18 protein-coding genes are annotated in these 18,625 nt (G+C 68.8%); 13 read left to right on the top strand and 5 right to left on the bottom strand.

Translation table 11 applies throughout. The features are described from left to right. The first annotated feature begins 54 nt into the window (after nt 1-54). Genes NKI68_RS19795 through NKI68_RS19785 form a run of 3 tightly spaced genes read left to right on the top strand, consistent with a single transcriptional unit; the run spans nt 55 to nt 3,329 of the window. Nucleotides 55-711, top strand: a complete 657-nt coding sequence (locus NKI68_RS19795; protein WP_254547025.1) for an isochorismatase family protein — start codon at nt 55-57, stop codon at nt 709-711. Beyond that, nucleotides 708-2,072 carry a dihydroorotase gene (locus tag NKI68_RS19790; RefSeq protein ID WP_254547024.1) on the top strand — a complete coding sequence of 455 codons (1,365 nt, stop codon included), beginning with the start codon at nt 708-710 and terminating at the stop codon, nt 2,070-2,072. Before NKI68_RS19795 ends, NKI68_RS19790 begins: the two co-directional genes overlap by 4 nt. 45 nt (nt 2,073-2,117) lie before the next feature. Continuing rightward, nucleotides 2,118-3,329, top strand: a complete 1,212-nt coding sequence (locus NKI68_RS19785) for an MFS transporter (RefSeq protein ID WP_254547023.1) — start codon at nt 2,118-2,120, stop codon at nt 3,327-3,329. 21 nt (nt 3,330-3,350) lie between these two features. Here the strand turns inward: NKI68_RS19785 and NKI68_RS19780 are convergent, their stop codons facing one another. Beyond that, entirely contained in the window at nt 3,351-4,784 is a 1,434-nt protein-coding gene (locus NKI68_RS19780; protein WP_254547022.1) for an FAD-dependent oxidoreductase, read from the bottom strand. A 188-nt stretch (nt 4,785-4,972) separates the two neighbouring features. Between NKI68_RS19780 and NKI68_RS19775 the strand changes: the two genes are divergently transcribed. From NKI68_RS19775 to cysK, 9 genes are all read left to right on the top strand, one after another. Beyond that, the gene (locus tag NKI68_RS19775; protein WP_254547021.1) at nt 4,973-5,644 is read left to right on the top strand and encodes an isochorismatase family protein; all 672 of its coding nucleotides are present in this window, start codon (nt 4,973-4,975) and stop codon (nt 5,642-5,644) included. Then, nucleotides 5,641-7,041, top strand: a complete 1,401-nt coding sequence (locus tag NKI68_RS19770; protein WP_254547020.1) for a dihydroorotase — start codon at nt 5,641-5,643, stop codon at nt 7,039-7,041. The genes NKI68_RS19775 and NKI68_RS19770 overlap by 4 nt, the downstream gene beginning before the upstream one ends. Nucleotides 7,042-7,432: 391 nt before the next feature. Continuing rightward, entirely contained in the window at nt 7,433-8,218 is a 786-nt protein-coding gene (locus NKI68_RS19765; RefSeq protein WP_254547019.1) for an IclR family transcriptional regulator, read from the top strand. Nucleotides 8,219-8,306: 88 nt separating this feature from the next. Then, nucleotides 8,307-9,161: a DUF3891 family protein gene (locus tag NKI68_RS19760; protein ID WP_254547018.1), complete on the top strand. Its 855-nt coding sequence runs from the start codon at nt 8,307-8,309 to the stop codon at nt 9,159-9,161. A gap of 170 nt (nt 9,162-9,331) precedes the next feature. Continuing rightward, on the top strand, nt 9,332-10,120 hold the full coding sequence (locus tag NKI68_RS19755; protein ID WP_254547017.1) for an inositol monophosphatase family protein: 789 nt from the start codon (nt 9,332-9,334) through the stop codon (nt 10,118-10,120). Between the two features lie 819 nt (nt 10,121-10,939). Continuing rightward, on the top strand, nt 10,940-11,284 hold the full coding sequence (locus NKI68_RS19750; RefSeq protein ID WP_254547016.1) for a four-helix bundle copper-binding protein: 345 nt from the start codon (nt 10,940-10,942) through the stop codon (nt 11,282-11,284). A 265-nt stretch (nt 11,285-11,549) separates the two neighbouring features. Beyond that, on the top strand, nt 11,550-11,939 hold the full coding sequence (locus NKI68_RS19745) for a cupin domain-containing protein (protein ID WP_254547015.1): 390 nt from the start codon (nt 11,550-11,552) through the stop codon (nt 11,937-11,939). Nucleotides 11,940-11,943: 4 nt separating this feature from the next. Then, the gene (locus NKI68_RS19740) at nt 11,944-12,339 is read left to right on the top strand and encodes a cupin domain-containing protein (protein ID WP_368410985.1); all 396 of its coding nucleotides are present in this window, start codon (nt 11,944-11,946) and stop codon (nt 12,337-12,339) included. An 89-nt stretch (nt 12,340-12,428) separates the two neighbouring features. Continuing rightward, nucleotides 12,429-13,403, top strand: coding sequence for a cysteine synthase A (cysK, locus tag NKI68_RS19735; RefSeq protein WP_254547014.1), 975 nt, complete (start codon nt 12,429-12,431; stop codon nt 13,401-13,403). A 6-nt stretch (nt 13,404-13,409) separates the two neighbouring features. Here the strand turns inward: cysK and NKI68_RS19730 are convergent, their stop codons facing one another. Further along, nucleotides 13,410-14,051, bottom strand: coding sequence for a helix-turn-helix domain-containing protein (locus tag NKI68_RS19730; RefSeq protein ID WP_254547013.1), 642 nt, complete (start codon nt 14,049-14,051; stop codon nt 13,410-13,412). A 168-nt stretch (nt 14,052-14,219) separates the two neighbouring features. On the opposite strand from NKI68_RS19730, the gene NKI68_RS19725 reads away from it, so the two are divergent. After that, on the top strand, nt 14,220-15,428 hold the full coding sequence (locus tag NKI68_RS19725; protein ID WP_254547012.1) for an acyl-CoA dehydrogenase family protein: 1,209 nt from the start codon (nt 14,220-14,222) through the stop codon (nt 15,426-15,428). 39 nt (nt 15,429-15,467) lie between these two features. Here the strand turns inward: NKI68_RS19725 and NKI68_RS19720 are convergent, their stop codons facing one another. The 3 genes from NKI68_RS19720 to NKI68_RS19710 form a co-directional block, all read right to left on the bottom strand. Beyond that, nucleotides 15,468-17,762 carry a nitric-oxide reductase large subunit gene (locus tag NKI68_RS19720; protein ID WP_254547011.1) on the bottom strand — a complete coding sequence of 765 codons (2,295 nt, stop codon included), beginning with the start codon at nt 17,760-17,762 and terminating at the stop codon, nt 15,468-15,470. Between the two features lie 196 nt (nt 17,763-17,958). Then, nucleotides 17,959-18,237, bottom strand: coding sequence for a DUF7521 family protein (locus NKI68_RS19715; RefSeq protein ID WP_254547010.1), 279 nt, complete (start codon nt 18,235-18,237; stop codon nt 17,959-17,961). Next, nucleotides 18,234-18,608, bottom strand: coding sequence for a winged helix-turn-helix domain-containing protein (locus NKI68_RS19710; protein WP_254547009.1), 375 nt, complete (start codon nt 18,606-18,608; stop codon nt 18,234-18,236). Before NKI68_RS19710 ends, NKI68_RS19715 begins: the two co-directional genes overlap by 4 nt. Nucleotides 18,609-18,625 lie beyond the last annotated feature (17 nt).

Genomic DNA, 18,625 nt, shown 5'->3' with positions numbered 1-18,625 from the left:
CACGGGAGATATCCTTATTACCGCCTCCCCGGAACTGTCGTGTGACCGATTCCCATGTGCGAGCGAGACCCCGTCCTCGCCGCGAGCGACCGTGAGGTACTCGCCGCGACGACCGAGAAACCGCTGCCGGGGCTCACCCCCCGGCGCAGTCCGGGCGAGAGCCCGATGGTACTGGCGATCGACCTCCAGCGACACTTGTTCGGCCGGGACGTCCCCATCCCCGAGGCCGTCGAGGAGTACCGGACGGCGATGGGCGAGGTCGCGTACCGGGCGCTCGATCACGTCCTCCCGCTGCTCTCGGTCGCCCGCGAGTGCGGCGTACCGATCGCCTACACGCGCGTGATTCCGGGAGCCAGGAGCGGGCTCACCGCCCGCGACGTCCGGATCGTCGACGAGGCGACGCCGCACGAGGGCGATCTCGTGCTCGACAAGTCGTACTCCAGCGCCTTCTACGGGACCGACCTCGTCTCGCGGCTGGTCCGACGCGGCGTGGACACCGTCGTCGTCCTCGGCTGTTCGGCGAGCGGTTGCGTCCGATCGACGGCGCTCGACGCCGCGGAGTTAGGATTCGCCGTCCTCACGCCACGCGAGTGCGTCTTCGACCGGGTGCAGGCGTCCACCGCCGTCGCGCTGGTCGACATCGACGAGCGGTACGGACAGGTGTGGTCGACCGCGGACGTGCAGGCCTACTTCCGGGAGGTGGCGGCGTGAGCCACGACCTGGTGGTGTGCAACGGGACGGTGGTGACGCCCGATCAGGGTACGCTCCGCGCGGACGTCGCCGCCGACGACGGCGTCGTCTCGGCGATCGCCCGCCCCAACTCGCTGACCGGCGAGCACGTCGTCGACGCCACCGGCAACCACGTCCTCCCCGGAGCCATCGACCCGCACGTTCACTACGGCCTGTACCGGGACTACGCGCTCGACCACGAGACGGAGACCCGCGGAGACCTCGTCGGGGGCGTGACGACCGTCGGGAACATCTTCCGCCGGCCGGGGTCCTACCCCGAGATCATGGCCGACTACGTCGAGCGGAGCGAGGCGAACAGTTACCACGACTACTTCTACACGCTCGGTATCCTCTCGCACGACCACGTCGAGGAGATCCCCTACATCGTGAACGAACTGGGCATCACCTCGTTCAAGTGGTACGCCCTCTACAAGTTCATGACGCGGGAGAAGTTCGGCCTCGACGACTACCTGCTGGACGACGTCGGCGACGGGATGATTCAGGCGCTCGCCGCGCAGGACGTGCCGACGACGCTCGGCTACCACGCGGAGAACGCCGAGATCACGCGGTCGTTGCTGGATCCCGGCGACCCGGACGCCGACTACCACGCCCTGCGCGAACGGTACCCCGGGTACGCGGAGACCCAGAGCATGGTCGCGGGTGCAGCGCTCGCGAAGTGCCACGACTACGACGAGAACTTCTACGCCGTCCACATCTCCTCGGGACGCACCGCCGACGAACTCGCCGCCCTCAGAGCCGCCGGCTACCGTCTCTGGGGCGAAACCTGCCCCCACTACCTCGTCTACACGGCCGACGAGTGTGACGCCCGGATGAAGGTGACGCCCCCGATGCGCGGGGCGGAGGATCGCGAAACGCTGTGGGCGCGGCTCGCCGACGGCACCATCGACTGCGTCGGCACCGATCACGTCTGTAACACGCTCGACGAGAAACTGGGCGACGACATCTGGGAGACGAAGCTCGCGTTCTCGGGCACGCAGACGATGTTACCGCTGGTGCTGTCGGAGGGGGTGAACGCGGGGCGACTATCGCTGGAGCGAGCGGTCGAGGTGACGAGTACGAACGCGGCGAAGGCCTGGAACCTCTACCCCAAGAAGGGAGCGATCCGCGTGGGGAGCGACGCCGACCTCGTCGTCGTCGACCTCGACGACACCAGGACCGTCACCCCCGACCTCCTGCAGAGCGGTGCGGACTACTCGATCTACGAGGGGATGGAGGTGACGGGGTGGCCGACGCACACGGTCGTTCGCGGGCGGGTCGCCTTCGAAGACGGCGAGGTCGTCGGCGAACCGGGCGACGGCACCCACGTCGACCGACCCGTCTGACGTGGTCCGAATCGTCACGCCGACCGTCGGGGGTGAGGGGACCCCGTGGTAGACGACGTTCACGGCTCCGTTCGGGAGGTCGTGAGCCAGCTACGCGGCGAGGGCCGCGGGTGGCTGTTTCTCGCCGTCACCCTCGGGTGGTTGCTCTCCATCGGGACGCGGCTCGTCTTCCCGGCGTTGCTCCCCCGGATACGGGTCGGACTCGGGCTCGATCTCACGGGGGCCGGCCTGGTGCTCACCGCGCTGTGGATCGCCTACGCCGTCTCGCAGTTTCCCGGCGGTCTGCTCGGCGATCGCGTCGGCGAGCGGGCGACGCTGGCGGCGAGCACGGTCGTCTCGACGGTCGGGGTCGCGATCGCCGCGCTGGCCCCCGACGTCGGCTCGTTCGTCGCCGGAACGGTCGTCTTCGGCGTCGGTACCGGCCTCTACTCGACGACCCGGATGACCATCATGTCGGACGTGTACCCCCGCGTCACGGCGACCGCCATCGGCCTCAGTCAAGCGGCGGGCAACGTGGGGACCGCGGTGCTCCCGGTCGTCGCCGGCCTCCTGGCCGCCACGGCTCTCGGCTGGCGCGGCGGACTCGGCGTCATCGCCCTCCCGTTCGCGGCCACCGCCGTCGGCCTGTGGTTGACGGTCCCCCAGCGCACTCATCCGGTAGTTTCGGCGGACGACGGACGCTCGATTCGGACGGCGCTGGCGGGCGTCCTCCGACCCGTCCCGCTGCTCGTCGCCGGGATGATGTTCACGATGTCGCTCGTGTACCAGGGGTTCACGAGCTTCTATCCCACGTATCTCGTCACCGCCAAGCAGCTCCCCGACGGCACCGCGGCCGCGCTCTACGGGCTCTTCTTCGCCACGGGCGTGGTCGTCCAGCCGCTCGCGGGTGCGGCCAGCGACCGCCTCGGAACGAAGACGACGCTGCTCGCCGCCACCCTCGTCACCATCGGGGCGCTCGCCCTGCTCCCGGTGTTCGACGACGCCGTCGCGCTGGCGGGGGTTACCGTTCTGCTCGGCGTTCAACTCGGGTTCTGGCCGGTCGCCAACGCCCACGCCATCGCCGTCCTGCCCGACACGGTGCAGGGAAGCGGGTTCGGCCTGATACGAACGGCCTACCTCGTGCTCGCGGCCGGGGGACCGGTGCTCGTGGGATCGCTCGCGGACGCGGGGCTGTTCGACGAGGCGTTTCTCCTCCTGGCCGGGGTCGCGACCGTCGCGCTGCTGCTCGGGACGCGGCTGCCGAACGAGGTGCGGTGATCACGACCGATTCCGTGCGACCTATTCCGTGAGCGATTCGCGGGCGTGGATCCCCGCCAGTCGACCGAGTCCGAGCGCGGCCGTCAGGCCGTTCCCCGAGAGGTACCCGCCGGCCCCGTGACCGCTGACGCCGCAGGCGACGCCACCCCCGGCGTAGAGGTTTCCGACCGTCGTCCCGTCCTCGCGGAGGACGCGGGCGTGCTCGTCGACGACCAGACCGCCCTGGGTGTGGAACAGCGCGCCCGTCACCCGGGTTCCGTAGAACGGCGGGGAGAGCGTGTGGACGCCGTCGGTGCGACCGACTTCGTCCGGTTCGCCGGCCTCGACCGCCGCGTTGTACGCCTCGACCGACGCCTCGGTCGGCTCGGCGGCACAACCGAGGCGGGCACAGAGGTCCGCGACGGTGTCGGCCTCGGCGTACGCGCCGAGCTTCACCGCCTCGTCGAAGTCGTCGAACTGGCCCCGGAGCCGCTCGAAGATGCGCTCGTCGAAGATCTCGTAGGCGACGCCGCCCGGCTGGCGGAGCACGTCGACGGCGAACTCGGAGTAGCCGGCCGACTCGTCGCCGAACCGCTCGCCGTCCTCGTTGACGAGGATCCCGCCGTTCATCACGACGGCGTACGTCGAGAGCGCCCCGGTGTCCCGCGCGACCGTCGCGTGACCCTGGTAGGCGTCCATGTAGGCGAGTTCGCCGCCGAGGTCGGCTCCGAACCGGATGCCGTCGCCCGTGTTGCCGTCCGCTCCGAAGTAGAGCGCGTCGTCGATCTCCTCCTCGCAGTACTCGCGGATCATCCGTCGGTTGCCGCCGAACCCGTCGGTCGCGAGGACGACCTTCCTCGCGCGAATGACCTCCTCGCGGCGGTCGCCCGCGACGACACCGACGACGACGCCGTCCTCCGCGACGAGCCTGGTGACGGGGGCGTTCGTGAGGAGTTCCACGTTGGGGCGAGCCCGCAGGAGGTCGACGAGTTCCGCGACGAGGTTCGCGCCGTTGTTCCCCTCGGGAGCGTGCATCCGGAACTCCGAGTGTTTCGGGTACTTGAAGTCGTCCACGAGGTGGAGGGTGACACCCCAGTCGACGAGCCAGTGAACGAGGTTCGCGCTCTCGCGGGCGAGGTGGAGGACCATCCCCTCGTCGGCCTGGTGGCCGTTCTTCTCCATGATGTCGCGAGCCATGTCCTCGGGCGTCTCCTCGATCCCCTTCTCCCGCTGGAGTCGCGTCCCGGCCGCGGGGACCATCCCCGTCGAGAGCGCGGTGTTCCCGCCGGGCTCGGGGGCCTTCTCCAGTACGGTCACCGTGAGGTCGGGGTCCTCGCAGGCCGCGAGCGCCGCGACGAGCCCCGTGCCCCCCGCGCCCGCGACGAGCACGTCCGTCTCCACGTCCCACTCGACCGCCGAGGCGGGGACGACCTCCTCCCTGTCGTCGTCGATAGTCGGCTGTTCGGCCTCGCTCATGTATCTCCCGCCGCGTTCGGGGATTGTAAACGTATCGTACACCTCCCGCTACCCGGCCGAGCGTTCGGCGTCTCGTCCCCTCCCATCCCGTCTCGTCCCATCACCTCCCGTCACCTCCCGTCCCCGGGGACGAGCGGGTACGAAATTTTATACCGCCTGCCGTCCGAACTCGATTGTGATTATCACCCATGACTGAGCGAATCTGGGAGGACCTGTTGACCGAACGGGACAGGCAGGTCATCACGAAGGCCGGCTACGACAAGGAAGGGGCGTCATCGTGGGAATCGCGTGGGCTCGGCGAGAACCCGATGGTGCTCGTCATCGACATGCAACGGCTCATCGTCGGGGAGGACGTTCCCATCCTCGAGGCCGTCGAGGAGTACCGGACGGCGATGGGCGAGGTCGCGTGGCGGGCCATCGATCACATGGAGCCGTTCCTCGGGTTCGCCCGCGGAAACGACATCCCGATCACCTACACGCGGGTCGTCCCGTCGAGCTACGACGACCCCGACCATCCGGACCTCGAGATCGTCGAACCCATCGCGCCGCGGGAGGGCGACGCGGTGATCGAGAAGTCCTACGCGAGCGCGTTCTACGGGACGGACCTACTCTCGCGGCTCATTCGTTCGGACGTCGACACCGTGGTCATCGTCGGCAACTCGACGTCCGGCTGCGTCCGCGCGACCGCGGTCGACGCGCAGTCGAACGGGTTCAACGTGGTCCTCCCGCAGGAGTGCGTCTTCGACCGCATCGAGGCGTCGCACCGGATCGGGCTGCTCGACCTCTGGATGAAGTACGCCGAGGTACTCGAGGTCGACGAGGTGAAGTCCTACCTCGACGAGATGGGGGCGCTCGAATGAGTCACGATCTCGTGGTGCGCAACGGGACGGTGGTGACGCCCGATCAGGGTACGCTCCGCGCGGACGTCGCCGCCGACGACGGCGTCGTCTCGGCGATCGCCCGCCCCAACTCGCTGACCGGCGACCGCGTCGTCGACGCCACCGGTAACCACGTCCTCCCCGGAGCCATCGACCCCCACACCCACCACGGCATCTACCGCGGTCTCGAAGCGGACGCCGAGAGCGAATCCCGCTCGGACCTCGTCGGGGGCGTGACGACCATCGGGAACTACTTCCGCCGGCCGGGGGCCTACGCCGACATCATGGACGGGTACTTCGCCGAGGCCGAGGCGAACTACTACCACGACTACTTCTTCTCGCTCGGACTGCTCTCGTTCGAGCACGTCGAGGAGATCCCCTACATCGTGAACGAACTGGGCATCACCTCGTTCAAGTGGTACATGAACTACAAGTACGCCGCCGCCGACAAGTTCGGCGTCGACTGCGACATGCTCGACGACTTCGGCGACGCCTTCGTAAGGACGCTCGCCGCGCAGGACGTGCCGACGACGCTCGGCTATCACTCCGAAAACGTCGAGATCACGAACGCGCTCGCGGGGGGGAACGTCTACGTCACCTCCGAGTCCGGCGACGCCGAGGTCGACGCCGACGAGGGATACGAGGTGATGGTAGAGGAGTTCCCCGGGTACGCGGAGACCCAGAGCATGGTCGCGGGCGCGGCGCTCGCGAAGTGCCACGACTACGACGAGAACTTCTACGCCGTCCACATCTCCTCGGGACGCACCGCCGACGAACTCGCCGCCCTCAGAGCCGCCGGCTACCGTCTCTGGGGCGAAACCTGCCCCCACTACCTCACCCTGACGACCGAGGAGTGCGACGAGCGAATGAAGGTCAACCCACCGGTTCGCGGAGGAGACGACCAGGAGACCCTGTGGAAGCGACTCGCCGACGGCACCATCGACTGTATCGGCACCGACCATTGCGCGAACCTGACCGAGACCAAACTCGGCGACGGCATCCGCGACAGCGCGCTCGGCTTCCCGTCCAGTTCGACCATGTTGCCGTTGATCCTGTCGGAGGGGGTGAACGCGGGCCGCCTGTCGCTCGAGCGGGCGGTCGAGGTGACGAGTACGAACGCGGCGAAGGCCTGGAACCTCTACCCCAAGAAGGGAGCGATCCGCGTGGGGAGCGACGCCGACCTCGTCGTCGTCGACCTCGACGACACCAGGACCGTCACCCCGGAACTTCTCCAGGGTGCCGCCGATTACTCGATCTACGAGGGGAGAGAGATGACGGGGTGGCCGACGCACACGATCGTTCGCGGACGGGTCGCCTTCGAAGACGGCGAGATCGTCGGCGAACCGGGCGACGGCACCCACCTCGACCGACCGATCTGACCGCCGGTACGAACCGTCAGTCGGTTTTCGTTCTCCCGGAGTCACCGGACGCAGGGACCGATCGGCCGCTGCATCGGTCCCCGATACACGGTCAGACGCGAGTTCCCGGCCGGTAGGTCCGTATTTCCGTCGAGATGTCGACGTTCCGCCCTCGGGGATTTTAAGTACGTACCGGTGGTTCACGGCGGCCCGTGCGTTCAGTTCACCTCGAAAGTGGCGGTTATATCGTGTTATCATTACTCACACCGGAGTAAATCCCTCAGCACGGGACGAGCGTTGTAGAACTACTAACCCTTTCGCGCGACGTTTCAGGCCCCGAAACGCCGTTTAGCTGATTTCGAGCCGTTCTCCCCTGCGGAACACTAAAGGCGGCGGGGGTCCATGCTCCGGCATGGACCCCACGAACACCAGCGGCAGGGTGAAATCCGCCGAGACCCTGCTCACCGTCGTCGAAGGCGTTCGGGAACTCGACGGCGCGCGGGTGACCGAACTCGCCGATCACCTGGGTATCGGGAAGAGTACCGTCCACCGCCACCTCTCGACGCTCGAAGCCAACGAGTACGTCGTGAAGGAAGGCGACGAGTACCACCTCGGACTCCGGTTCCTCGGGATCGGCGAGTACACTCGCGAACGCAACCCCGTCTACGGGATGGCGCGTCCCATCGTCGACCAGCTCGCCGAACAGACGGAAGAACGTGCGCTGTTCATGACCGAGGAGCACGGTCGAGCGGTATATCTCTACCGTGGCCTCGGTGCCCACGCCGTCAGGACGAACTCCACGACGGGCACTCGACGGTACCTCCACACGATCGCGGGCGGGAAGGTCATCCTCGCGCACCTCCCCGACGAGCGGGTCGACGCCATCATCGACCGCTGGGGGCTACCCGCGGTGACCCCGACCACGATCACGGATCGGGACGAACTCGCGGACGAACTCGAACGGGTCCGCGAGCGCGGCGTCGCGTTCAATCGCGAGGAGTGCATCGACGGGCTGAAAGCGGTCGCCGCGCCCGTCCTCGATCCCAACGGTGGCGTCGTCGGGGCGCTCAGCGTCTCCGGGCCGGCCCACCGGATGAAGGGGAGCTGGCTGGAGGAGGAGATCCCCGATCTGTTACTCGGCTCCGCGAACGAACTCGAGATCAACCTCAAGTACTCGACGAGTCCGGTGCGACAGTAGCAGGGGATCGACGATCCAGTACCGACGAAAGAACCAAGCGTCCCCCCGACGATCCGGGAGGTATGACGGCAAACGCGGGTGTCGGTGGATGTTAGTCGCGAATCGGGAGGACGGCTACCGGATCGTCACGCAGAACGAACACGCGGCGATGGCCGGTCGCTTCGCCGACCACTGGGGGAACGAACGCTTCGACGCACCGAACCCGACCGCGGCGATGCGTGCGGCCGGATACACACACGACAACGGCTGGTGGACGTGGGATCTCTACCCGCATCTGGGAACCGACGGCGCGCCGATCAACCTCTTCGAGGTGCCGGCCGCGAAGTGGGAACAGTTCTACGAGGTGGGTATCGAGAACGCGGTGACGATGGACCCGTACGTCGGACTGCTGGTCTCGATGCACGGCTCGGGGGTCCGCCGTCGTCGCTACGGCACGGCACCCTCGATGCCCGACCGAAGCGAGGAGTACGCGGCGTTCATCGCCCGCGAGGAGTCCCGACAGCGGCGGCTCGCGGGGGATCTCCGCGGCTCCGATCGGTACGGAGCGTTCGTCACCGACGGGGCAGTCGAGATGCTCGATACGCTCCACGAGACGGGGGGCTACGGCGGTGACAACGCGCTGTGGCGAGGGTACTGTCTGCTCCAGTTCTGGGACCGACTCGCGCTCCACTGCTGTCTCCCTGCGAGACTCGAGTCGGCGACCCTCGGTCCGGTACCGGTCTCTTCCGACGACGGGACCACCGACGTCGACGTCGCGCCCGAAGATGGAACCACCGCCGCGCTCGACCCGTACCCGTTCGACGTCGACCCGCTCGTCGTGTCCGTCCGCGAGCGGACGATCCCCGAGCGCGAGTTCGTCGACGAGACCGACCTCCGCAGTGCGTTCTACGAGGCCGACCTCCGGACGACCGCGTTCACGCTGTGCGCTCGAGACGACGATTGACCCGGCGGTCTTCGCCCCTCGTGAGAGGCCGAGCGAGCCCCCGTCGAATCGCGACCTCGCTCGCGCCGACAGACCGCACCCGCCGGAGTCCGTAACAAGAGTAATATCGTTATCCACCCGTCCGTCGCTCGTGGCGGACGTATTTACGCCCGCCCCTCGAACGGTGGCGTATGCCCTCGAGAGAGACGATCGCGATCGACGCCGCGTGCGACGCCGCCGACTACGCGCAGCGCCACTTCCGGACGGCGCTCGCCGTCGAGCGGAAGTCGGGCAAGACCGACCTCGTCACCGACGTCGACCGCATGACCCAGCGACGCGTCATGTCGACGGTCGAGGAGTACTTCCCCGACGACGGGATCGTCGGCGAGGAGGGGGACGAACGCGGGAGCGTCCCGGAGAGGGGGGTCGCGTGGATCGTCGATCCGATCGACGGGACGGGGAACTTCGTCCGGGGGATCCCCCAGTGGGTGACGAGCGTGGCGGTCGTGCGCGACGGGGAGCCGACGAGTTCGGTGAACGTCGCGCCGGCGCTCGGCGAGCGCTACCGGGCGACGGCGGACGGCGCGACGCGCAACGGGCAGCGCATCGCGGTCAGCCGACGGAGCGACCCCGAGACGTTCCTCGTGGGGGCGACGCTCAGGTGGGCGGCGGCCGACAGCGCCGCCGTCGGAGCGCTGGCGCGCGCGGTCGTCGACCGGTTCGGCGAACTCCGGCGGTTCGGCTCCGCCCAGTTGACCCTCTCGCTCGTGGCGAGCGGCGCGCTCGACGCCGCCGTAGCCTTCTCCCCGCGACCGAACGCCTGGGACACCGTCGCCGGGGCGCACCTCGTCGAACGTGCCGGTGGGACGGTGACCGACCTCGACGGGGACCGCTTTACGCCCGACGGCAGGGGGATCGTCGCCTCGAACGGAACCGCACACGACGAGGTCCGGTCGGCCATCAGCGAGGCAGTGGAGTAGCACGTTACTCGTCGCCCCGGCGAAGGACCGAGGAGGGCGGAGTATTTTGGATAAAATGATAAAATTTTATCTTAAATTGGTGGAATTAAAGGTGCATGGTTCACAGGTGAATTCGAAAAATGATAGAATAGATGGCCAATTACGAATTACATCGTGCATATGCCCCGTATAAATGCGGTTATCCGATGTCTCTAACGCCTTCCGCCTCGAAAAATCCAGCTCCATTATCGTAGATAATAATTGACTGTTCGTACGCTATTCGTAGCGTGGTGCGTACGCCCGATCCATCGTGAGGGGTCACCGGACTCGTCTGCGTCCTCGCTCGGGTAGGGCGGCAGTGCCGGGCAGTCGCTCGTCCGGGACCCCGTCGTTCGGCGGCGAGGCGCTGTTCGGCGGCGGGGCGCTCGTCGAGCGAGCGCTGATCGAAGGGGGAGTGTGCGGGGCGGCGGTACCTCGCCGCCGTCCCCTCGGCCACCTGCGATGCAGGCGTCCGACGTGCCAGTCGTGTTCGTGACCACACTCTGCGGGCCAGGGACGTCGAACGACGGACCCGAGCCCACATCGGCCTGTGCCGGTGTCCGGCATATGTTTTCTGGGGCGGAGAGGGGCCCGGGACCGTCGATCCGTCCTTTGTAATCCAAAGTGACGCCGCCCGCCCCCGCGTTCCCTATCACCGTGGGACCAGCGTATGCAAGGAGTTTGTCGGGGAGCGTTCCGGCGTGCCCGGGCGTCGCTAACAGTCGAAGCTTCTACCGCCGTTCGGTCGCGGTTCGTTAGCGAAAAGCCGCTTGAGGCAGGGGCGCGTCGGTTCGAGACGCGATGGCGCTAGAGCAACTTCCCGTCGACGATCGAGCCGCAGACTGCATCGACAACTGTTTCGAGGCCGCGCAGGCCTGCGAGTGGTGCGCGGACGAGTGCGCCGGCGAGGGCGAGGGGATGGCGAGGTGCCTGCGTCTCTGTCGGGACGTCGCCGACGTGGCGACCACCCACGCCCGCTTCATGGCGCGCAGTTCCAACTACAGCCCGGAACTCGCGGAGGTCTGTGCCGGCGCGTGCGAGGAGTGCGCCGAGGAGTGCGAACGCCACGACGCAGAGCACTGCCAGGTCTGTGCCGACGTGCTCCGCCGGTGCGCGGAGAGCTGTCGGGACATGATGACCGCCTGAGGGGCTCGCCGCCCGCTCGACTCGAGAGCGCATCGGATGCCCCTCCGAACGACCGTTCGGGAGGGGACGTCCGTCCCACGGTTTTCTCGGCGCGCGGACTGGAGGACGTGACGCGGCGGGGAGGACGTGACGCGGTGGAGCGGAGCGAACGTCTTCGGCACAAACTACACGCGGTCACCGCGCATCCTCCGCTCGTATGCACGTGGAGCTATCGACGGCGGAAGGAGTGACCGGAACCGGCCGACCCCGCGGGTGGCGGTGAGCGATGGTCAGCACGAGCTTCGACGCCGAACGGGGGTACGACGAGGACCGATTCGCCGCGAGGACGGTCTTCGAGAGCGACCGGATGAAGGTCGTCCTGGGCTACTTCGAGCCCGGCCAGTTCATCCCGGTCCACGCGCCGGCCAGCGACGTCGCCGTCGTCGTCCGGTCCGGGAGCGGCGTGGTCCGCGAGGGGAGCGACGAGCACGCGGTGGGTCCGGACGACGTGGTCGTCGTCGAGGCGGGCACGGAGCGCGGGATCCGCGCCGACGAGGGCGATGGACTGGAAGCGGCGCTGGTGACCGCCCCGCCCCCGACCGACGCGGAGCACGACCCCGTCCGCGAGGGCATTCGACGCGGCGAGTTCGACCCGCTCGCGGCGGGGGAGGAGTGATCCGATGACGGAACGCGACGACGGAACGCGGAGCGGCGATCGCGCGGGGACCGACGACGGATCGAGGGGCGGCGACGGTTCGCGGGCGTCGAACCCGATCTCGGTCGAGCGACTCGACGCCCTCGCGGGGAGGCCGCACGCGAACGTCTTCCCCGGCGAGGAGCCGACGACGATCCGGCTGACGCTCGCGGCGGGCGAGCGCGTCGAACCCCACCGGCACCCGGACCGACAGGTCGTGCTCTTCGTCGTGGAGGGCGAACTCGAGTTGCGCGTCGGCGACGAGAGCGAGGGACTCGAAGCGGGCGACGTCGCCCGCTTCGACGGCGACCGGGACATCTCGCCGCGCGCGGTGACCGACAGCGTGGCGCTCGTCGTGCTCGCGCCCCGCGCCGACGGGTGACCGACGCGGCCGGCGCGCCGCCCGCCGGCTTGAACCCCCCCGATACCGGGGGACGGGCGTCAAGGGCACTCCCGCCGTCGGGACGGTCGATGAAGATCGCAGACGACGTCACCGAGGTGATCGGTCGGACGCCGCTCGTTCGACTCGACTCCTTCGACGAGAACCTCGTGGGGAAGGTCGAGTCGTTCAACCCGGCGGGGTCCGTCAAGGACCGCATCGGCGTCGCGATGATCGAGCGCGCCGAGGAGGAGGGACTGCTCGGCGACGGGACCGCGATCGTAGAGCCCACGAGCGGAAACACGGGCATCGGTCTCGCGTTCACTGCGGCCGCGAAGGGGTACGAGCTGATCCTCACGATGCCCGATTCGATGAGCGAGGAGCGCCGACGGCTCCTGCGCGCGCTCGGGGCGACGCTCGTCCTCACGCCCGGCGAGGACGGGATGGCCGGCGCGATCGAACGGGCCGAGGCCATCGCCGACGAGCGGGGGGACGCGTTCGTTCCGCAGCAGTTCGCGAACCTCGCCAACCCGTGGATCCACCGGATGACGACCGGTCCGGAGATCTGGAGCGACACGGACGGACGGGTCGACGTTCTCGTCGCCGGCGTGGGCACCGGCGGCACCATCACCGGGATCTCCGAGTACGTCAAGGAGGAACTGGGCGACGACGAGTTCCGGTCCGTGGCCGTCGAACCCGCCGAGTCGCCGGTGCTCTCCGGCGGGGAGCCGGGGAGCCACGGGATACAGGGGATCGGCGCGGGCTTCGTGCCCGACGTACTCCGGCGGGAACTGATCGACGAGGTCGTCGCCGTGGAGCGCGAGGACGCGATCACGGCGGCGCGAAAGCTCGCCTACGACGAGGGGATCCTGGCGGGGATCTCCTCCGGCGCGGCCGTCGAGGCCGCGCTGCGGGTCGCACGACGGCCCGAGAACCGGGAGAAGCTGATCGTCGTCGTCCTCCCGGACACCGGCGAGCGCTACCTCTCGACGGACCTGTACCCCGCCGAGTCGGGCGAGGCGGTCGTCACCGCGGCAGAACGCGGTCGGCCGAACGCCGGCGACTGACCGGCCTCACGCCGTCAGCAGGGCGTCGAGGACCTTCCGCTGGGCGGCGGCGAGGTGCTCCGCGAACGTCGACGGGGAGATGTCGAGTAGCGCCGCGACCTCGCTCGCGTTCGCCCCCTTCGGGTGCTCGAAGTAGCCCGCGTCGTAGGCGGTCTGTAACACCTCGCGCTGGCGGTCGGTCAGTCGGCTTCGGTCCACGAAGACGAGGTCGTCGCCGGACCGCTCGTCCGGACGCACGAGCTTTCGGAGGCGGATGCCCGAGAAGCGCTCCCGGAGCGCGGTCACGATCGCGCGCACCGTCTCTACGTCCGGGGCGTGAAACGAGACGTAGAGCGTCCCCGCCCGCGCGCGGATCGCGGCGACCGGGTACCCGAACGCCTCGACGTTCTCGCAGACGCACCCCCGGTCGTGACCGCGCCGGAACCGATAGACGGTCCGTCCGCTGTACGCGGCGACTTCGGTCAGGTCGTCGCGGGACGGCGACGCGTCGCCGTCGAGCGTGAACTCCTCGGCGATACGCCCGGTCGCGTCGGTTATCGAGGAGCGCGAGACGGACGCGACGGGCGCGTTCGTCTCGGCTGAGACGCTGGCGACGGGGCAGTCCCCCGGCGCGCTGACCGCGACTTCGACCCGGAGTCCGGACGACATGTACCGACGGTGGCGAGCGAGCGGGATACGCCCTCTCCCGAACACCTTCGCCAGCGCGCCCGACTACGGCGGGACGCCCGACGGGTTCGGAGGGGTTCTGCAACGGTATCAACCCCCACGATACCGGGGGGCGGCGCTGATGGGTTCCGACCGCGCACGTACCGGGAGATGGAGTACGACGACTCCCCGACCGCGGCGGAACTGGCCGATCGAGCGCGTGCCTTCGTGGACGAGGTCGTCCTCCCCGTCGAGCGCGAACGGAACGACGTGGAGGCCGTCTCCCGAAGCGAACTGGCCGACCTGCGCGAGGCGGCGCGCGACTACGGCGTCTACTGCCCGCAGATCGGCGAGGAGTGGGGCGGCATGGGGGTGTCGCTCCGGGACGCGCTCCCCGCGTTCGAGCAGGCGGGGCGGAGCCTGCTCGGACCCCCGGCCATGCGCGTCGACGCGCCCGACGAGGGGAACATGCACCTGCTCGAACTGCTCGGCACGGAGGCGCAGAAGGACCGCTGGCTGCGACCCCTGGTCGACGGCGACCTCGTCTCGGGGTTCTCGATGACCGAACCGCTCCCCGGTGCCGGGTCCGACCCGAAGATGATCCGGACCAGGGCGGAGCGGGACGGCGACGAGTGGGTGATCGACGGCCACAAGTGGTGGACGACCAACGGGGTGGAGGCTGACCTCCTCCTCGTGTTCGCGCGCACCGATCCGGACGCCCACCCCTACGGCGGGTGCTCGATCCTGCTCGTCCCGGCCGACGCGCCGGGCGTTCACGTCGAGCGGGACATCCCGCACCTCGGGCGGGGGACGAGCCACGCGGAGATACGGTACGACGGCGTTCGCGTCCCCCGGGAGAACCTCCTCGGGCCGGAGAACGAGGGGTTCAGGGGCGTCCAGCTCCGCCTCGGCCCGGCGCGGTTGACCCACTGCATGCGCTTCTCGGGGATGGCCGAGCGGGCGCTCGCGGTCGCGAAGGCCTACCTGCACGAGCGGCGGGCCTTCGGCGAGCCGCTGGCCGAGAAACAGGGGTTGCGGTTCGAGATCGCCGACGCGGAGACGCGGCTGCACGCGGCGCGGACGACGATCCGCCACGCCGCCGACCGACTCGCCGCGGGCGAGGAGGCCAGAGTCGAGGTCGCGATGAGCAAGGTGTTCACCGCGAGCGTCGCACAGGACGCGATCGATACCGCCGTCCAGCTGTGCGGGGGCAACGGCATCGCCCGCGACCTCCCGCTGGCGGACTTCTACGAGACGGTTCGCATGTTCCGGATCGTCGACGGGGCCGACGAGGTCCACAGGCGGACGATCGCGCGCGCGGCGTTCGAGGAGCACCGCCCCGAGGAGGTGGCGGGCGTCGCCCGGTTCGACGATCGGTGAGGTCGGTCGTCCGGTTCGACGACCGGTGCGGTCGTCCGGTCAGTCGTCCTCGGCCATCACCCGGGCTGAGATCGACCCGGACGCCGGCGACTCCTCCGGCGTCGACACCGGCCGGATCGCGAAGCGCTTTCTGACCATGTCGTAGGCGAACACGAGCGTGCCGACGATGATCATCGTGTCGCCGGGGAGCCGCGCCCAGAACAGCAGTTGCACGAGGTCGCCGTTGTAGAAGGCGAGGCTGCGGGCGGCGGCGTAGTTCCCCGTGAACGCCGTCTCCAGCTGGAGGAACCCGACCGGGAGGACGGAGACGAACACCATCACGGCGAGCCCGACGTTCCAGAGCCAGAACGCCCATCGGAGGCGGCGTTCGACCCACTCGCCGGGGCGCACCGAGAGCCGGAGGAGGTACGTCGCCATCCCGAGCGCGAGGAAGCCGAACGCGCCGAACATCGCGGCGTGGGCGTGCGCGACCGTGAGGTACGTGCCGTGCTCGTAGTAGTTGACGAGCGGGAGGTTGATGAAGAACCCGAGGACGCCGGCACCGACGAAGTTCCAGACGCCGCTCGCGATGATGAACATGAACGGCAGCGTGTACGGGAACGTCTCGTCGCTGGTCGCCAGCGCGCGGTACTGCCCCATCGCCTCGAACAGGATGAGCACGAGCGGGATGAGTTCGAGCGTCGAGAAGACGCTCCCGAACGGGATCCAGACGTCGGGCTGGCCGATCCACCAGTAGTGGTGGGCGGCCCCGATCACGCCCGACCCCATCACGAACAGCGCCTGGAAGATGACCGCCTTCTCGGCGGACTGCTTCCGGAGCAGTCCCATGCTCACGAGGGTGACGCCGACGACGGCGACGATGAAGAACTCGAAGGCACCCTCGACCCACATGTGGACGACCCACCAGCGCCAGAACTCCGTCATCACGATGTTCGTCTGCGGCGTGTAGAGCATCCCGGCGGTGAACAGCAGGCCGATCGACCCGCCGGCGTAGATGATCATGTGCGCGAGCCCGTAGCTCGGCTCGCGGTCGAGCAGCGGCCTGAACCCGCGCGCGATGAGGACGGTCCAGAGACCGAAGCCGACGAGCAGGCCGAACTGCCAGAGCCGGCCGACCTCGAGGTACTCGAGGCCCTCGTTCCCGACGATCCACCAGAGCGGTCCCTCGATGTACCCCTGCGCGCCGAGCCAGATACCGACCAGCCCGCCGACCGCCGCCACGAGCAGCGCGCCGAGCAGGACGTTGACGTACGTCCGCTGTCGGGGCGGCTCGTATCCGGTGAGCAGCGGCGGGAGGAAGAGCCCCGCCGCCAGCCAGAGGGTCGCGATCCAGAGGATGCCGAGGTCGAGGTGGAACGTCTTCGCCATCGCGAACGGCATCACCTGGAGGATCTTCACCCCGAACACCTCCTCGATCCCGAAGAACGCGTGGCGCTCGACGTAGTAGTGGGCGAGGAGCCCGCCGAGGAGCACCTGGAGCGTGAACAGCGCCGCCGCGACCGGCAGGAACCGCGTCACCGCGCGCTGACTCGGGAGGAGGTGCAGGTCGTCGGGGTGTGGGATCTCGATGCCCGTCGTCTTCGGTGCCGGGAGTTCGACCGACTTGTAGAGCCAGACGCCGATCCCCGCGCCCGCGACGAGCAGGATCATGCTGACGACGCTCCACGTCATCGTCGCGCCCGTCGGGACGTTCCCGGCGACCGGGGCGTACGGCCAGTCGTTCGTGTAGCTGTGGTCACTCCCTGGGCGGTCCGTGTGGGAGATCCAGGCGGTCCAGAGCGCGAAGTCGGCGAACCGGCGCGCCTCCTCCGCCGAGCCGATCATCCCCTCGGGGACGCCGCGCTCGGCGCTCCCCTCGTGGTAGCGCTCGACGTACACCTCGCGGACCTGCTCGTGGGCGAACACCTCCGCGGCGGAGTACTGAATCCGCTGGCCGGACTGCGATCCGTCGAGGTCGGTGCGGACGAAGCTGTCGACCGCCGCCTGCTCGCTCGCCGCCAGCGCGTCGTACGCCGAGTCGTACCGCTGCTGGGCGTAGTACTCGCGCATGAACTGCACCTTCAGGTCGAGCGCGTCGGCGGTGTAGTCGACGCCGTAGTAGGCCCCGTTACCGAGTATCGACCCGTGGTTCATCAGGCCGTTCGACTGGAACGTCACCTTCCCGGCCTGTACCTGGGCCTTCGTGACGACCGTCTCGCCGTCCGGCCCGACGACCTCCTGCGGGATCGGCGGCGCCTGCTGGTAGGAGTAGAGCGCCCCCGCACCCATCACCACGAGATTGAACACGAAGACCACGGCGAGGATCTTCGCGAGCGTGCGTCGTCTCACTTTCATACCAGCTGTACGATGGGGTTCTATTAGGATCTAGCCTGCCCTAATTCCGAGTTGCCGAGAACGGAACCGAACACGTTCGGCGGAGCGACGACACCGGGGGTCGGTCCGCCGGCGGTGACGGCGTAGAGAGTGGATCGGCGTCGCTCGGAGAGTCGAGTCGGACGGGTCGAACGGGACCGAGGGGCGCGACGCTGGATCACTCGGCGTACAGCGAGTAGAGGACGAGTCCGAACCCGACGACGGTGAAGGCGCTCTCGACGAGGAGCGCGAGGTTCGCGTCGAGCGGGAGGAGCTGATCGACGACGCCGGCGAGCAGCGCGCCGATCGTGACGATGCCGAACCCGAGCGCGAGCGCCCGGAGCGCGGGGGCGTCCGTCCGGCGATACGCCCGGTAGGAGTAGAACGTGATCGTGCCGCCGAGCGCGAGCGTGAGCGTCTTGAAGACCGTGACGAGCGTGGTGACGTGCGGGCTCACAGTTCCCTCCTGACTTCGTCCCAGAGTTCCGAGAGGCGTTCGTCCGGCGTCCACGCCCGGCGGTTGATCTCCGCGTCGAGGGTGCGGTCGTCGGTGAGGGTGATCCGGACCTCGTCGAAGGCCACGCCGTACCGGGTCGAGTGGTGTCCCTTCGGATTGATCGAGACGCGCTCGTCGAGGAGGGCGACGTCGGTGAGGAGATCGAGCTTCCGGTAGGTCGTCGACCGGGGGATGTCGCAGGCGTCGGCGAGTTCGCTGGCGGTCATGGGTTCGCGCAGTTGTTCGACGATCGCCCGGCAGTCGGGATCGTCGAGCGCGTCGAGGACGGCCTGGAGCCGCGGCGCGTCGACGGTGAGTGGATCGCGATTCATCGCTCGCTGGGGGGGAG

It is taken from the genome of Halomarina pelagica (assembly GCF_024228315.1).
Taxonomy (GTDB): domain Archaea; phylum Halobacteriota; class Halobacteria; order Halobacteriales; family Haloarculaceae; genus Halomarina; species Halomarina pelagica.
Note: the sequence above shows the minus strand (reverse complement) of the source record. Positions and strands in the feature narration are given on the sequence as shown.